The sequence below is a fragment of the Streptomyces sp. NPDC029169 genome (assembly GCF_055563935.1).
This window is the reverse complement of sequence record NZ_JBVHXA010000006.1, coordinates 76,497-92,045: the sequence shown is the minus strand read 5'-3', so window position 1 is coordinate 92,045 and position 15,549 is coordinate 76,497. Positions and strand designations below refer to the sequence as shown.

The 15,549-nt window shown below is 71.5% G+C and carries 12 protein-coding genes; 7 read left to right on the top strand and 5 right to left on the bottom strand.

The window, feature by feature from the left end:
* Window positions 1-6: 6 nt before the first annotated feature.
* Both ACZ4VI_RS13690 and ACZ4VI_RS13685 read right to left on the bottom strand, forming a co-directional pair.
* Window positions 7-876: an amidohydrolase family protein gene (locus tag ACZ4VI_RS13690; RefSeq protein WP_467999387.1), complete on the bottom strand. Its 870-nt coding sequence runs from the start codon at window positions 874-876 to the stop codon at window positions 7-9.
* Entirely contained in the window at window positions 873-1,841 is a 969-nt protein-coding gene (locus tag ACZ4VI_RS13685) for an SDR family NAD(P)-dependent oxidoreductase (RefSeq protein WP_467999386.1), read from the bottom strand. Before ACZ4VI_RS13685 ends, ACZ4VI_RS13690 begins: the two co-directional genes overlap by 4 nt.
* 128 nt (window positions 1,842-1,969) lie before the next feature.
* Here ACZ4VI_RS13685 and ACZ4VI_RS13680 point away from each other — a divergent pair, with 128 nt between their 5' ends.
* Window positions 1,970-2,422, top strand: a complete 453-nt coding sequence (locus tag ACZ4VI_RS13680) for a MarR family winged helix-turn-helix transcriptional regulator (RefSeq protein WP_467999385.1) — start codon at window positions 1,970-1,972, stop codon at window positions 2,420-2,422.
* Window positions 2,423-2,434: 12 nt separating this feature from the next.
* Here ACZ4VI_RS13680 and ACZ4VI_RS13675 read toward each other — a convergent pair whose 3' ends face one another.
* From ACZ4VI_RS13675 to ACZ4VI_RS13665, 3 genes are all read right to left on the bottom strand, one after another.
* On the bottom strand, window positions 2,435-4,855 hold the full coding sequence (locus ACZ4VI_RS13675; protein ID WP_467999384.1) for a polysaccharide lyase 8 family protein: 2,421 nt from the start codon (window positions 4,853-4,855) through the stop codon (window positions 2,435-2,437).
* Window positions 4,856-4,977: 122 nt separating this feature from the next.
* Window positions 4,978-5,802: a class E sortase gene (locus tag ACZ4VI_RS13670; RefSeq protein ID WP_467999383.1), complete on the bottom strand. Its 825-nt coding sequence runs from the start codon at window positions 5,800-5,802 to the stop codon at window positions 4,978-4,980.
* Between the two features lie 45 nt (window positions 5,803-5,847).
* Window positions 5,848-6,561 carry a hypothetical protein gene (locus tag ACZ4VI_RS13665; protein WP_467999382.1) on the bottom strand — a complete coding sequence of 238 codons (714 nt, stop codon included), beginning with the start codon at window positions 6,559-6,561 and terminating at the stop codon, window positions 5,848-5,850.
* A gap of 278 nt (window positions 6,562-6,839) precedes the next feature.
* Between ACZ4VI_RS13665 and ACZ4VI_RS13660 the strand changes: the two genes are divergently transcribed.
* From ACZ4VI_RS13660 to ACZ4VI_RS13635, 6 genes are all read left to right on the top strand, one after another.
* Window positions 6,840-7,883 carry an iron-containing redox enzyme family protein gene (locus ACZ4VI_RS13660; RefSeq protein ID WP_467999381.1) on the top strand — a complete coding sequence of 348 codons (1,044 nt, stop codon included), beginning with the start codon at window positions 6,840-6,842 and terminating at the stop codon, window positions 7,881-7,883.
* Between the two features lie 35 nt (window positions 7,884-7,918).
* Window positions 7,919-8,605, top strand: coding sequence for a 2OG-Fe dioxygenase family protein (locus ACZ4VI_RS13655; protein ID WP_467999380.1), 687 nt, complete (start codon window positions 7,919-7,921; stop codon window positions 8,603-8,605).
* 74 nt (window positions 8,606-8,679) lie between these two features.
* Window positions 8,680-9,591 (top strand): diaminopimelate epimerase, encoded by a 912-nt coding sequence (gene dapF, locus ACZ4VI_RS13650; RefSeq protein WP_467999379.1) that lies wholly within the window; start codon window positions 8,680-8,682, stop codon window positions 9,589-9,591.
* Window positions 9,588-10,703, top strand: coding sequence for a pyridoxal phosphate-dependent aminotransferase (locus ACZ4VI_RS13645; protein WP_467999378.1), 1,116 nt, complete (start codon window positions 9,588-9,590; stop codon window positions 10,701-10,703). Before dapF ends, ACZ4VI_RS13645 begins: the two co-directional genes overlap by 4 nt.
* Before the next feature lie 197 nt (window positions 10,704-10,900).
* Window positions 10,901-14,074, top strand: a complete 3,174-nt coding sequence (locus ACZ4VI_RS13640; RefSeq protein ID WP_467999377.1) for a non-ribosomal peptide synthetase — start codon at window positions 10,901-10,903, stop codon at window positions 14,072-14,074.
* Window positions 14,067-15,548: a serine hydroxymethyltransferase gene (locus ACZ4VI_RS13635; protein ID WP_467999376.1), complete on the top strand. Its 1,482-nt coding sequence runs from the start codon at window positions 14,067-14,069 to the stop codon at window positions 15,546-15,548. The genes ACZ4VI_RS13640 and ACZ4VI_RS13635 overlap by 8 nt, the downstream gene beginning before the upstream one ends.
* The last annotated feature ends 1 nt before the right edge of the window (window position 15,549 follow it).

Genomic DNA, 15,549 nt, shown 5'->3' with positions numbered 1-15,549 from the left:
GGCCCTTCAGACGAGCCCGAGCAGCCGGGCGGCGTTCTCCTTGAGGATCTTGGGGCGGACCTCGTCCCTGATCGCGAGCTTGTCGAAGTCGGCGAGCCAGCGGTCCGGGGTGAGGACGGGGTAGTCGGAGCCGAAGAGGACCTTGTCCTTCAGCAGCGTGTTGGCGTACCGCACGAGCTGCGGCGGGAAGTACTTCGGGGACCAGCCCGAAAGGTCGATGTGCACCCCGGGCTTGTGGGTGGCGACGGCCAGGGCCTCGTCCTGCCACGGGAAGGACGGGTGCGCCAGGATGATCTTGAGGTGGGGGAAGTCGGCGGCGACGTCGTCGACGTGCAGCGGGTTGGAGTACTTCAGCCGGATCCCACCGCCGCCGGGGACTCCGGCGCCGATGCCGGTCTGGCCGGTGTGGAAGAGCGCGATGGTGCCGGTCTCTTCGAGCACCTCGTACAACGGGTAGGCGAGCGAGCGGTCGTCGGGGAAGAAGCCCTGGATGCTCGGGTGGAACTTGAAGCCCCTGACCCCGTACTCCTCGACCAGCCTGCGGGCCTGGCGGACGCCCGCCCTGCCGCGGAAAGGGTCGACGGAGGCGAAGGGGATCAGTACGTCGGAGTTGGCCGCCGCGGCCTCGGCGATCTCCTCGTTCGGGACCGGCGGGGTGCCGGTCGCGGACTCGGCGTCGACGGTGAAGACCACGGCGGCCATGTTCCGCTCGCGGTAGTACGCGGCCATCTCCTGGACGGTCGGCCTGCGCTCGCCGGCGACCTTGAAGTACGCGGAGGAGGCGTCGTTCAGTTCGTCCGCCAGGGAGGCGTGGCCCTGGGCGGAGACCTCGGCGTGGGTGTGGACGTCGATGGCGACGAGGGCGTCGAGGTTCATCGGGTCTCCGCCGGGGCCGGAACCTTGGGGGCGGGGATGCCCACGGTCTGCGGGCTCGCTCCGACAGAGGTGTGCCACGCGGTGGCGATCGCGTCCGGGGTCCAGCCGCCGTCCGCGTACGCCGAGGCGACCTCCTGCGGGTGCGACCAGAGGGTCAGCCGGTCGCCTCCGATGCCGATGCACTGACCCGTCACGTCGCGGGCCGCGTCCGAGGCGAGGAAGGGCACGAGCGCGGCGCAGTCCTCGACGGTGCCGAAGCCCTCGCCCTTGCGCAGGAGGTCCGGCAGCGGCTCGCCCCGCTCGCGCAGCGCCGCGATGTGCGGCGCGAAGGCGGGGATGGTCTCCGTCATGGCGGTGGCGGCGACCGGCACGATCGCGTTGACGGTGATGCCCGCCTTGGCCAGCTCCATGGACCAGGTACGCGTCATGGCGGCGATACCGGCCTTCGCGGCGGCGTAGTTGGTCTGCCCGAAGTTGCCGCGCTGGCCGGCGGGCGAGCCGACGAGGACGAGTCGGCCGCCCTCGCCCTGCTCGCGCATGCGCACGGCGGCGGCGCGGGCGCAGGTGAAGGTGCCCTTGAGGTGGGTGGTGACGACGGCGTCGAAGTCGTCGTCGGTCATCTTCCACAGCACGCGGTCGCGCAGGATGCCGGCGTTGGTGACCATCACGTCGAGCCGGCCGAACTCCGCGACGGCCCGGTCGACCAGGCGCTGGGCGGCCTCGGCGGTGCCGACGGCGACGGCCTCGGCGACCGCGTCGCCGCCGCCCGCCTTCCCCGCCTTCCGTACGGTCTCGGCGGCCTGCTCGGCGGTCTCGGCGTCGAGGTCGTTCACGACGACCCGGGCTCCGGCACGGGCCAGCGCGGTGGCGTAGGCAAGGCCGAGGCCGCGGCCGGAACCGGTGACGACGGCGACCTTCCCGCGCAGGTCGACGTGCGGGGACGGGAGGGGAGCGGGAGAAGACACAGGTGTCCCTTCGAGAGGAGTCTCCTGGCAGGAGGCGTCGTTGATGGGTCGACCGAATGGAAGCTAGGACCAATAATTGTTGACGTCAATAGTTGTCGCATGGGTCGACCATGGCGCATCCTGGGGCCATGAACCTGGCGATGGACTCCGACGAACCGTGGATGCGCTCGCTCCACTCCGACACCGGCTACCTGCTCTACCGGCTGGGGCTGCGCTCGGGACAACTCTTCAACGCGGCGCTCCAGGAGTCCGGCGTACGCCTGCGCCACTACGCCGTGCTGCGCTACCTCTCCACCGTCGAGGGCGCCCTGCAACGGGAGTTGAGCACGAACCTCGGCTACGACCCGAGCGCGATCGTCAGCCTCGTGGACGACCTGGAACGCCTGGGCTTCGTGGAGCGCCGCCCGGCCCCCGGCGACAGGCGCAGCCGGATCGTCGTCCTGACCGCCGACGGCGGCGCGTTCCTGCGGGACACCGACCGGACGAGCCGCGGCGTGACCGACGAACTGACCGCGCCGCTCGACGACGACGAACGCAAGGTCTTGCACGACCTGTTGCTGCGCATGGCGGGCGAGGAGTGAGGTGGCGCCCACTCACCCCAGCCTGACGACCGCCTTGTGCGTGGCGGCCAGCGTCCCCGGGGTGATCCGCAGGGTGATCGCGGAGCCCGTGGTCAGCACCTGGACCGTGGCGTCCTTGGACACCACCGACGGCACGGGGCGGTTCCACGTCAGGTCGATCGTCGCCCCGTCGCGCAGGGGGCCCGAGACGCAGATCGTGGCGGTCGTACCGGACTCACGGATCAGTACGGACGCGGGCGCGCCGGCCGTGACGTCGCCGACCGTGCCGGCGAGCCAGAAGTTGACGCCGGTGAAACCGAGCGCGGGGACCCGTACGCCCTGCTGCTCGTTGGCGTTGGCGAGGACCGTGAGCCACCCCGTGTCGGCCGCGCGCGCCGCCGTCTCCGCCTGGCTCGCGCCCGGCATCAGGACGTACGAGTAGGCCGCCCACGTCGGATCGGTGCCGTGGTCGAACCAGAGCGTGAGGTACCGGCGCGTGTACGGACTGGTCACGGCCCCCTTGTTGATGTCCGACCAGGCGCCCGTGCGGGCCTGGCGCAGGGCCTTCAGCGCGCCGGCGCCGCCGGGGAAGACATAGCCCGCGAAACCGGCGAGATGGGCCCACCGGGCGCCCGTGAGGGTGGCGCTCCAGCCGAGCGCCGTGGACTGCGCGGCGCCGTCGACGGTGAAGGCGTGGACTCCCGTCTCGCCGAGATTGCGGTTCTCCACGACCGACTCGACACCGGTGCCGTCGCGGCCGTGGATCCCCGCGCCCAGACAGACGATCGCGTCGTCCAGGAAGAACCAGGACTTCTTGGCCAGGAGCGTGGACGACAGCCCCTTGAGGTACTGCCCCACGGCCGCGTACGTGCCGTCCGTCGTCCCGCCGACCCAGCGCACATCGGGCCGGGCCGCGCCCCAGACCCCGCCTTCGCCGTCGGCGAGCGGCTTGCGCGAGGCGGTGGTGCCGGGCAGCCGGTAGGGGTCGACGGTCGGCCAGAAGTGGTCGCTGTACTGCCCGTTGGCGAAGTCGTCGCCCCACCAGTAGAGCATTCCCGAGCCGCTGTGCCAGGCGCGCAGGTTCTCGCCGTTGCCGTTCTCGTAGTACGTGATCCGGTTCGACGCCATGGAGAGCGACGCCGCCCACCCGGCGCGCCGGTGCACGGCCCGGTCCATGGCGGGGAAGAGACGGTGCCCGGACGGCTCGGGGCTCGCCGCGGCCGTGCCGTCCTGGACGGCCTTGAGGCGGGCGAGCGCGGCGACACCGAGCGCCGGGTCGGCGAGCAGCGGGCTGTAGTAGTCGCGCGCGATCCAGCCCTTGACCATGCCGTCCCAGCGGGCCTTCTCGGCGGCCGACGCGCTCTGCGCGAGCAGCGCGACGCACGCGATGATCCCGTGTCCGCGCAGATGGTCGTCCTGGCGTACGCCCCTGGTGTCCGTCTTCTGCACGCCGCGGCTGATCGCGCGCCCCGCGACGGCGTCCATGGCCAGGCCGTTGAAGAGGAAGGGCGCGTAGGCCCTCTCTACGGAGTCGAACACCACCTGCCGGCCGCTGTCGGTGACCTCCCACGCCGAACCCTTGAGCAGGGCGAAGAGCATCGAGAGCCCGCCGAGCATGACGGCACCGTACGAGGCCGCGTAGGGGACGTAGGTGTGCTGGATGAAGCTGCCGTCGGCGTGGAGCCCGTCGCCGGACGTGACGTACGGGAAGACCGGTGAGAGAGCGTCGCGGGCCAGGGCCAGCTTCGCGGAGGACTTTCCGACGACTCCGCGGAGCGCGAGGACCCGGCAGAGGTCGACGCGGTTGGCGCCGGTGGAGGTGCCGGTGTAGCTCGCGACGGCGCTGTCGGGGACGAAGTGGTCGACGGCGGCGCAGTGTTCGGCGATACGGGCGGCGCCGAGGACGTCGTACAGCAGGACGTCGATGTCGAGCAGCGCCTGCGGGATGCCGATCTGCCAGCTGTACCAGTTGCCGTAGCGGACCTGGGTCGCGTTGTACGCCTGGTCGTGGAGGTGGTCGAGACCGGCGAGGATCTCGGCGCGCAGGGTCGCGTCGCCGGTGAGTCCGGTACCGGGCTGTGCGTACGCCTCGGTGAGGGTACGGAGCCGGTTGTAGCTGGTGTTGAGGTTGCCCGAGTACGTGTACGACTCGGCGTCCGTGTCCGGTTCGGGGTCGGCGTACGGCAGGTCCGGCCAGAGGGAGCCGTTCGCCGGGGCCATGGCGGAGCGCAGGTCGCGGGCGGTCGCGCCGAGCGCGGCGAGCTTCGAGGCGAAGGGCTCGGCGGTCGGCACGACGTCGGTGCCGAGGAGCAGGTCGCGCCATGTCAGGCGCAGGGTGTCGTACGCGTCGGCGGCGTGCGCGGGTGTCGCGGCGGCCGGTATCGCGAGCGGGGCGACGACGGCGGCGCCGAGGGCCGCGCGCAGCAGACCTCGGCGGGACGGGGAGGAGGGCATGGGGGAGGAACCTCCGGAGGACGGGCGCCCGGGCGGTCGGCGCGGTGGCGGACAGCATGCCCGGGCCAGAAAGCGATTTCTAGCCCTTGGTGGCCGGGATCCACCGCCGAGACGTCCGCGCCCTAAGCCGGCCGCGTCGACGTCAGGACGCCTATCTTGTCGATCCGGTGCTCGGGGTTGCCCTGGGCATCCCGCCAGAAGTTGCCCGCCGCGTCGTCCTCCGGCGTCGCGCACGTGGAGAGGGTGATCATGGCTCGTGTGGGCTTCTCCCCCGGCTCACCCGGCACGGCGGCCCGCTGCTCGGCGAGCGAGCGGTCCGAGCGGAAGGACGTGGTCCGCGTCTGGACTATCTCGTACGTGTAGACCGTGCCCCGGGCGGTGACATGCACCAGGTCCCCCACATCGACCGCAGGCAGGTCACGCAGCGGCCCGCCGGCGGAGAGCCGGTGGGCGGTCACCAGATAGTTGCCGATGTCTCCGGGCCCGACGCCCCCGCGCTCGCCGTAGGGGCTGGCGGCCATGCCGCGGTCCTGGATCCGGGTTCCCGCCCGGTCGTCGGTCGTGCCCTCGTACGGCACGACATCCAGCGCTTCGATCCCGATCGACGGTATGGACACCTTCGCTGCGACGGGAGCGACGGGAGGCCGGGGTGTGGGCGCCGACGGCGAGGGCGGCGGCGCGACCGCCGACGACGGGCCGGGAACAACAGCAGTCGCACCGCCCGCACCGCGGACACCGGGAAACGTACCGTCCGCACCACGGACCGCGGCCGTCGTACCCTCCGCGCCGCGCACACCGGCAGGCGTACCGCCCGCGCCGCCGCCGCGCAGAGCGACGCCCGCGGCCACCGCGACGACGGTGATCACGGCGGCGGCAGCGAGCACGGCGCGGGCGCCCCGGACTCCGGACAGGCCCTTGCGCAGGGGCCCACGACGGTTGGCACCCATACGCCAAGGATCGCCCACCCGACACGCCCCGGCACCTGCGGCCGGTCAGCCGACGCGATCCCCGGGCGCCACGCGGTGGACCTCCAGGCCGGGGGCCGTGAGCAGTTCGGCGATCAGGGCCTCCGAGCCGCAGACGTACGTGCTCACCAGATCGACGTCCCCGCCCACGCACCAGGCCCGGTCTTCCGGCCACCACAGATCCGGGAGTTCGTCGAACGAGTCGACCAGCTCGGGGGACACGACGTCGGCCAGCGCTCCCGACAGCAGGATCTCGTCCCGTCCCGGGGTCGGGAAGGTCGGGATCCCGGGCCACTCACGGCGGCCGTACCCCTCCCACAGCCCGAACCAGCACCGCTCCGGCGTGTCCGTGTGCAGGGCCAGTACGGGAATCAGTTCCCGCGCCACGTCGCCTGGCGTGGGGCCTTCGGCCGGGTGCTCGTCCCACACCCCGGGCAGGCCGTACACCTCGTCGTTCTGGTAGAACCAGTCCACGCCGATCACCTCGTGCCAGTCCGTCAGCGCCCGGACGCTCCGCCCGTAGGCGGCGGCGACGGTCTCCCAGCGCACGGGGCGCTCGTCGAGGCTCGCGGGGTGCAGCACGCGCGCGTAGGCGGCGAATCCGGGTGCGGCGACACCGCTCACGGTCCCGAACTCACCGTGTCCGAGCCGCCGTTCGGTCAGCCGGCGCGCAGGCCCGAGGTCCGTCCGCTCGACGCGCAGACGCCCGTACAGGCCGGCATCCGGCCTCTCCTCGCTCACGCGCCACCCCCGCCGTTTCGACGTCCGCCGAGGCAGACGTCCGCCAGGGCAACGGTCAGCGTAGCCGCGCGGCGAGGGCCCAGCGGCCGTACAGAGCGCGTACATACTCCGTCCAGAGAGCCCCTTGCAGAATGGCAGCGCCCGCCACCCATGCGGCCCCCGCAAGAACGATTCGCCGCAGCACGAGCAACGGCAGGCCTTCCGTCGTCCTTCCCGGCGACGGTGCACAGACCGCGCGTCGGAAATCTGATTCGTCCAGTGAATCCAAGGGGAAACACATGCCAGAAGTCGGCGGCTCCAAGGGTCTGACCGTACCCGATGACCCGTTTCTGTCCACCGTGGACAGGGTGTGCGCATGGCTCGGTTCCGCGCCTGAGAAGGTCGACGCCCTGTCGGGCGGCGAGCGGAGCCGCGTCCTGGGCGAGGTGGCCGACATCAACGCCGCTGCGGCCGCGGGCGACAGCGGCGCCCTGTACGCACAGCAGTACCTCCTCGACCGGATCTACCAGCTGTACACGAAGATCCCGCAGCGGCAGAACGCCGAGGGATCGGTCGTCGTGTACGAGATAGCCCGGCTCCTCGAGACCGCCACCGCGGCCGCGCAGGACCGGCTGATCGAGCCGGGGCTGCTCGAAGAGGCGCCCACGGAGGCGCGGGAGTACCTGTCCTGGCTCAAGAACACGGCCCGGAGCCACCGGGTGTACAAGCACCCGTACTACCACGAGTTCATCCGCAACGAGGCCACCCACGACGACCTGCGGAACTACGTGATGCAGGAGTCGGTCGTGGACGGCCGCTTCGACGACCTGCTCGCCATGATGCAGGTGGGCACCGCCGGCGCGGCCAAGATGGAGATCGCCGCCAACTTCTGGGACGAGATGGGCAATGGCGACCACGCCCAGGTGCACACCCATCTCTTCAACAAGATCTACGAGGTCTTCGAGATCTCGGAGGACGAGCTGAGCCGCTCGCTCACCGCGACCTCGCTGCTCAACGGCAACCTCGCGGTCATGCTGTGCCGCCACCGCGCCCTGTACGCGGAGGCCGTGGGCTTCCTCGGCATGACCGAGTGGATGGCGCCGGACCGGTTCGTCCAGGTCGTGCACGCCTGGGAGCGCCTCGGTCTGCCCGAGGTCGGCATCACCTATCACAAGCTGCACATCACGATCGACTCCCAGCACGCGCAGGGCTGGTTCCACAACGTGGTGCTGCCCGCCGCCGAATCCGCGGACATGCGGCGCGCCATCGCCCGCGGCATCCTCTGGCGGCTCAACTCCTCTGCCGCCTACCTGGACGAGCGCATGCCGTCCGTCGCCGCCTGACGTCCGACGACATCACCTTTTCTGGAGGAGAGACCATGGCCCTTGGCAGCGAACGCTTCGCCATCATCGACCTGCCCGATGTCTCGGCCGACATCCTGCCCAGCTACGACGACTGCCCGGTCGACGAGTACATGGGCAACGGCACCCGCTTCAAGCGGTTCTCGCAGTACCGCCTCCGCCCTGAGGGCAGTGACGGGTGGTCGTTCGAGCGTCTCGCGCACCGCGACTACACGACGTACAAGAAGTTCAACTCGGTCGGTGGCGGCATCCGCCGCGTCTACGAGCCGATCAAGGTGGACTTCACGCCGCTGATCGAGCACGGCGTCCGTGAGCTCGGTCTCGACCGGTCCGAGGACTGGCAGATCAACGTCCACCAGAACCGGACCCGCGCCGACGGCGGCACGCCGGGCCCGCTCACCCCGGAGGGCGTGCACCACGACGGGCACGAGTTCGTGATGATCGCGATCCTCAACAAGGTGAACGTCGCCGGCGGCCAGACCCGTCTGTGGAACCCGGGGGCGGACGAGCCCTTCTGGACCGGGACGCTGGAGCCGGGGCAGGCGGTCCTCCTGGACGACCGGGCGCTGGCCCATGACGTCACCGACGTGCTCTCCGCCGACGGCGGCCCCGGCCACCGGGACATCGTCATCGTCGCGTTCTCCCGGTGGGCGGAGAAGTGGTACGGCGAGGAGCACGACGCCGCCGCGCTCTCCGAGCAGTGAACCCGGGCGCCGCCCCGGGGTGAGGCACCACGCCTCGGGGCGGCGCCGCGCCCCGCAGCCAAGGGAGATCATCCGTGATCGACTTCTTCAAATACCAGGCAGCAGGCAACGACTACTTGGTGATCGACCCCCGTCACACCGACTTCCCCGTGACCCGTGAGGCGATCCGGCTGGTCTGCGACCGGCATCTGGGCATCGGTGCGGACGGAGTCCTCTACGGGCCGCTGGAGCCGCCCCGCCCCGGTGTCCCGGTCTCGCTCGACCTGTACAACTCCGACGGTTCCGACTGCGGCAGGAGCGGCAACGGTCTGCGGATGTTCGCGCTCCACCTCGCCGGGCAGGAGCCCGGCACCTGGGCCGACGGCCGGGAGTTCACCCTTCGTACGGTCGCAGGCGACTGCCCGGTACGGGTCCTCGACGCCGCCGCGGGACGCGTCGAGGTCGGCATGGGGCGGCCCAGCTTCGCCGCCGCCGATCTGCCCCTGCTCCGCGAGGACGGGACCCCGTACGACGGCCGGGCGGTGGACGTACCGCTCACCGTGGACGGCGACGAGCTGACCGTCACCTGTGTGTACAACGGCAATCCGCACACCGTCGTACGGGTGGACGACGCCCCCTCCGCGGAGCTGGCCCGCCGGCTCGGCCCGAGGATCGCCGGGCACCCGCGGTTCCCGGACCGCACCAACGTGCAGTTCATGCGCATGGCGGACCGGTCCGTGATGGAGCTCGAGGTCTTCGAGCGCGGCGCCGGATATGTGACGGCGTCGGGCGCCGGCGCGTGTGCTGCGGTGTCCGCGGCCCGCGAACTGGGGCTCTGCGACAGCCGGGTGGAGGTCAGGATGCCCGGCGGCACTGTGGAGATCAGCGTCGCCGATGACGGCCACGTCACCATGACGGGCGACGCCGAGCAGGTGGCGGCCGGATCCTTCGCGCCCGCCCTGCGCGCGCGGCTCGACCGGACGGCGCCGGCGGGGACCGTACGGTGAGCCCCTCCTCGCAGGCGCGGACGTCGCGCGACTATCCGATCCAGCGGTGGGTGTTCGAGGACGCCGCGGGGCGCTTCGACATCGACCTCGGCGACAGCAACATGCTCCCCGGGCGTCTCGACGCCCTGAAGGTGCCGGCCGGACTGGAACTGGACTACGGACACGACCGGGGCCTCGCCGCCCTGCGCGAGGCGGTCGCCGGCCTGTACGGCGGGTCGCCCGACTCGGTGCTCATCACCCAGGGCGCCCAGCAGGCGCTCTACCTCGTGTACGCGGCGCTGCTGACCCCCGGGTCCCGGGTGATCGCCTTCCGGCCCGGCTGGCAGCAGTCCTGGGACGTGCCGCCCGAGCTGGGCGCCCGGGTCGACCTCGTCGGTTTCCGCCCGGATCTCGGCTTCGACGTCGAGGCCGCCGAGGCGGTGGCCGGGCCGGACGTGCGGCTGATCGTCGCCAACAGCCCGTGCAATCCGACCGGTCGGCGCATCGCGGAGAAGGACCTGCGAGGCCTGCTCGCCCTGGCGTCGCGCACGGGAGCCCATCTGCTGCTCGACGAGGAGTACGCGCTCGACCTCTCGCGCTCGGCGGCCGTCGGCAGCGACCGGGTGATCTCCGTGTCCAGCCTGTCCAAGGTGTACGGCTTTCCCGGGCTACGGGTCGGCTGGCTCTACGGTCCGCCGGCCGTCGTGGAGGGCTGTGCGCGGCGCAAGTTCCTGTCCACCATCTCCAACTCGGTGCTGTGCGAGACGCTGGCCTGCGACGTCCTGGCCCACCGCGAGGACCATCTGCGCGCGTACCACGAGGTCACCGGCCAAGGGCTCGCCCTCGTACGGGACTTCGCCCGGCGCAACGCGGACGCGGTGACCCTCGTGGAGCCCGAGGGCACCCCGTTCGCCTGGCTCTGGCTCACCACCGGGGAGGAGCCGCTGGCGATGTGCCGCAGAGCGCTGGACCTGGGCGTCCTGCTCATGCCCGGCGAGACGCTCGGAGCCAGCGACGGCTTCCGGATCTGCTTCGCGCGCTCCCCCGAGGCCGTGGCCGAAGGACTGAGCCGCGTGGAGCGAGTACTCAGACCCTCCACTCCCCCGGCCGGCCCCGCCGTCCAGGTCCGCTGACCCGCCGGGGCCCTGGCCCCTCAGTGTCCCCCGCCACCGGGGGGCCGCCGCCCCGGCCCGTCAGGAACCCTCAGGTTCCTCCTTTCCGCGACCCCAGGGCGATGCGCCGCGCTGCCCGCCCCGCCCTGCCGTGCCCTTGCTCCGCCCTGCCCTGCTTCGCCCTGCCCTGCCATGCCCCCGAATGGAGTTCTGTGACGATGAGCATGCACACCGCCGAGTCGCGCATCCAACTATCCTTCGGACAGGAACAGTTGTGGTTCCTGGACCAGATGAGCCCCGGAGAGACCACCTACAACGTCCCCGTGGCCTATCGGCTGCGCGGACCGCTCGACACGGCCGCCCTGGAAGGCGCGCTCAACCTGCTCGTGAAGCGCCACGAGCAGCTCCGGGTCACCTTCCACGCGGCGGACGGCGTCCCGTACCAGGTCGTCTCGCCGGCCGAGGACCGGGCGCTGCCGGTCCGGGACCTCTCCGAGCTGGCCCCGGAGGAGGCCGAGAGCGCGCTGCGCGAGGCGCTGCAGACCGAGGCGGACACGCCGTTCGACCTGGCCGCGGGGCCGATCTCCCGGTTCCAGCTGTTCCGGCTGGCCCCCGATCACCACGTGCTCAGCCTCAGCTTCCACCACATCGTCACCGACGGCTGGTCCGGCGGTGTGATCAGCCGTGAGATCTCCCAGGCCTACGGCGACCTGGCCGCGGGCCGTGCGCCTGCGCTGCCCGAACTGTCCATCGGCTACGGCGATCACATCAAGCGGCAGCGCAAGCAGCGGGCCGACGGCGTGTGGGAGGAGGAGCTGAAGTTCTGGGAGGAGCGGCTGGCCGGCCTGGAGGCGCTCGAACTCCCCGCCGACCGGCTCCGGCCGGCGGAGCCCACGCAGAACGGCGAGACCTTCGTGGTCGACTTCCCGGCCGAACTGCTCACGAAGGCACGGGCCTTGGCCCATGAGCAGGGCGCCTCCCTGTACATGGTGGTGGCCGCGGCCCTGAACGTCGTACTGAGCCGGTACAGCGGTCAGAACGACATCGCCCTCGGGGTGCCCATGCTCGGCCGCACCGACCCCGAACTCGAAGACGTGGTCGGTCTGTTCATCAACATGACGGTGCTGCGGTGCGACCTGTCGGGCGGTGTCACGTTCACCGAGCTGCTCGAGCGGATCGCCGACGCGAACCTCGACATGTACGACAACCAGGACGTGCCGTTCGACCACGTCGTGGACCGCGTGCAGACGACCCGGGACGCGGGACGCAACCCGCTCTTCCAGATCGCCTGCCAGCTCCTCGGCGAGGCAAGCACCGGCGACGCGCTTGAGCTGACCGGCCTCACGTCCGAGTCGATCACGCTGGCCACCTCCCGCTCGCGCTTCGACCTGTCCTTCAGCTTCGTGGAGGGCGCCGAACGGCTGCGGCTGATCGTCGAGTTCGCGACCGACCTCTACGACCGCTGGCGCGTCGAGGCGATGATCGACCACTTCCGCACGGTGCTCGACGCCGCCGCGGACGCCCCGGACACCCCGGTCTCCGCCCTGCCGATGCTCTCCGAGGCGGAGCGCCGTGAGCTCCTGGAGGTGGGGCGCGGAGCCGACTTCGACTACCCGACGGAGCCGGTGCACGCGACGATCGCCCGGATCGCCGAGGAGAACCCGGACCTGGTCGCGGCGGTCTGCCGTGGCGTGGAGATGACGTACGGCGAGCTGATGCGCCGGGCCGGCAAGCTCGCCCGGTACATCCGTTCCCGCGGGGTGCGCCAGGAGGAGGTCGTGGCCATCGCGATGGACCGCGATCTGGACGCGCTGGTGGCGATCCTGGGTGTCATGGTCTCCGGCGCCGCCTACACCATCATCGACCCCTCGCACCCCAACGCCCGCCTGGACCACATGCTGCGGGACACCAAGAGCCCGCTGGTCGTCACCCGGGCGGCCGCGCTGGGCGACCTGCCGGAGTCGTGCGGCTGGGAGAGCATCCGGATCGACGCCGACTGGGACGTCATCGAGGCCCAGCCGGACGACGAGCCGCTGGAGGAGTGGGCCGAGCCGGCCTCCCTGGTCTACGTCCTCTACACCTCCGGCTCCACCGGGCGTCCCAAGGGCGTGATGATCGAGCAGCGCGGCCTGCGCATGTTCATCGAGGCGTACCGGCGCAGCTTCGGCGAGTGGACCACCGAGGACCGGCTCCTGCAGCTGCCGGCGCTGACCTTCGACATGTCCCAGGGCGAGATCTTCGCCGGTCTGATCAGCGGCTCGGCGCTCGTGCTCGTGGCTCCGGAGGACGCCTCCTCCCCCGAGACTCTGGGCGCCCTGATCCGTGATCAGCGGGTGACCTACGCGGGTCTGTCCCCGGCGATCCTCTCCGTGGTCGAGGCGGGGCCGTACCCGGATCTGAAGTACATCATGGGCGGCGCGGAGGCGCTGCCGGCCGACCTGGTCAACAAGTGGAACCTGCCGGGCCGGAAGTTCGTGAACCTCTACGGCCCCACCGAGGCGTCGATCGCGACCACCGAGTACCTGTGCGAGCACAAGGAGTGGCAGTCTTCGCCGCCCATCGGCCGGCCCGAGTTCAGCCGGCTGCACTACGTGGTGGACAAGGAGTTCAACCTGGTGCCGGTGGGTGTGCCGGGCGAGTTGCTGATCGGCGGCGACGAGGGCCTCGCGCGCGGCTACCTCAACCTGCCGGAGTTGACCGACGAGAAGTTCGTCCCCGACCCGTTCCTGGGCGAGGGCCGGGTCTACCGCACCGGCGACCTGGTGCGCTGGACCCGCGATCTCCAGATCGACTTCATCGGGCGGCTCGACAACCAGGTGAAGCTGCGCGGGCTGCGGATCGAGCTCGGTGAGATCGAGTCGGGCCTGCTGACCCACCCGAAGGTCCGGATGGCCCTGGTGCTGCTGCGCGAGGACTACGGGGAGAAGCAGCTCGTCGCGTACTACACCGTGCTCGGCGACACCTCGCCGACGGTGGCGGAGCTCCGTGAGCACCTGGGCAGCACGATGCCCGAGTACATGGTGCCCACCGGGTGGGTGGAGCTGACGGAGTTCCCGCTGACCCCGGCCCGCAAGATCGACCGCGCCAAGCTGCCGGCCCCGGTGTCCGGTTCGGGCGACGGGACGGCGAGCTTCGTCGCCCCGGTGACCGCGACCGAGGAGAAGGTGGCCGAGGTGTTCGGCGCCGTCCTGTCCATGACGCAGGTCAGCGCGGACGGCAATTTCTTCGAGCTGGGGGGCAATTCGCTGCAGGCGATGCGGGTCGTGAGCCGGCTCAACAAGCACTTCGGCGTCAAGGTCAACGTCCGGCTGCTGTACGGCGGTGCCACGGTCGCCACGGTCGCCACCGCCATCGACGCGCTGGTGGAGTCGAAGGCGGGTACGCGTGCTTGACGCCCCGCGGGTCTCGTTCCCGTCCCCGCCCGCGCCGCAGAACGGCTCCGGCTCCAGCGCCGGCTCCGGCTCCGGTTCCGGCTCCGGTTCCGGCTCCGCGCAGGCCGTGCTGCTGCGCCAGGGAGTGGAGCTGCTGAACCGGACCGACCCCGAACTGGCCCTGTTCCTCGACCGGGAGGTGGAGCAGCAGGCCATGACCCTCGCCATGGTGGCGTCCGCCAGCGTCGCGAGCCCGGCGGTCCTGGCCACGGGTGGCGCCGCCCTGTCGAACGTGACGGCCGAAGGCTATCCGGGGGCCCGCTACCACCCCGGCGCGGAGCGGTTCGACGGCGTGGAGCGACTCGCCGTCGACCGCGCCAAGCAGGCCTTCGGCGCCCGTTACGCCAATGTGCAGCCGCATTCCTGCTCCTCGGCCAACCAGGCGGTGCTGGCCGCGCTGCTGCCTCCGGGCGGTGTCCTGCTCGCCCTCGACCTGGACTCCGGCGGCCATCTCACGCACGGCTCCGCCGCCTCGGTGACCGGCCACCATTACCGGGCGGTCCACTACGGCCTGGACGACCAGGGGTTCATCGACTACGACCAGGTGGCCGAACTGGCCCTCGCCCACCGCCCCAAGGTGCTCATCGCCGGAGCCAGCGCCTATCCGCGGACCCTGGACTTCGCCCGGTTCCGCGCGATCGCGGACTCCGTCGGGGCGTATCTGGTGGCCGACATCTCGCACATCGCCGGTCTGGTGGCCGCCGGGGAACACCCCAGCCCCATCGATCTGGCACATGTCACGACCACCAGTACGTACAAACAGCTGGGCGGGCCGCGCGGAGGGCTGATCCTCATCGGGGAGGAGCACCGGGCACCGGGCCCGGACGCCCGCCGCACCCCGCTCTCCCGGCTGATGCAGCGCGCGGTCTTCCCGCAGTCCCAGGGCACGCCGAGCCCCGCGTCGGTCGCCGCCAAGGCGCACGCGCTCAAGCTGGTGGCGGAGCCGGCGTTCCGGGCGACCATGCGGCTGGTCCGCGACGACGCCGCGGCGCTCGCCGACGCTCTGGACGAGTCCGGCTACCGGGTCCTGACCGGCGGCACCGAGAACCACATGGTGCTCCTGGACATGCTCGACCGCGGCATCACCGGTGTGGTCGCCGAGCGCGCCCTGGAGGCGTGCGGAATCCTCACGAACCGCAACCGCATCTCGAAGGACACCAAGGCCCCGCTGGTCGCCAGCGGTCTGCGGCTGGGCACGAACGTGCTGGCCCAGCGGGGCATGGGGCCGGAGGAGATGCGGGTCTGCGCCGCTCTGCTTCACGAGGTGCTCAGCGCGACGACCGTGCTCGGCGACACCGAGTTCCGCACCGACCCCGTGGTGCGCGACCGGGTGGCGGCCGAGGTCGCCGCCCTGTGCCGCACCCACCCGCTGCCCTTCGGGGCCGGCGTCGGCGCCGCCGATGTCTCCGCCCGCGAGCCAGGAGAGAGGTCTTGAG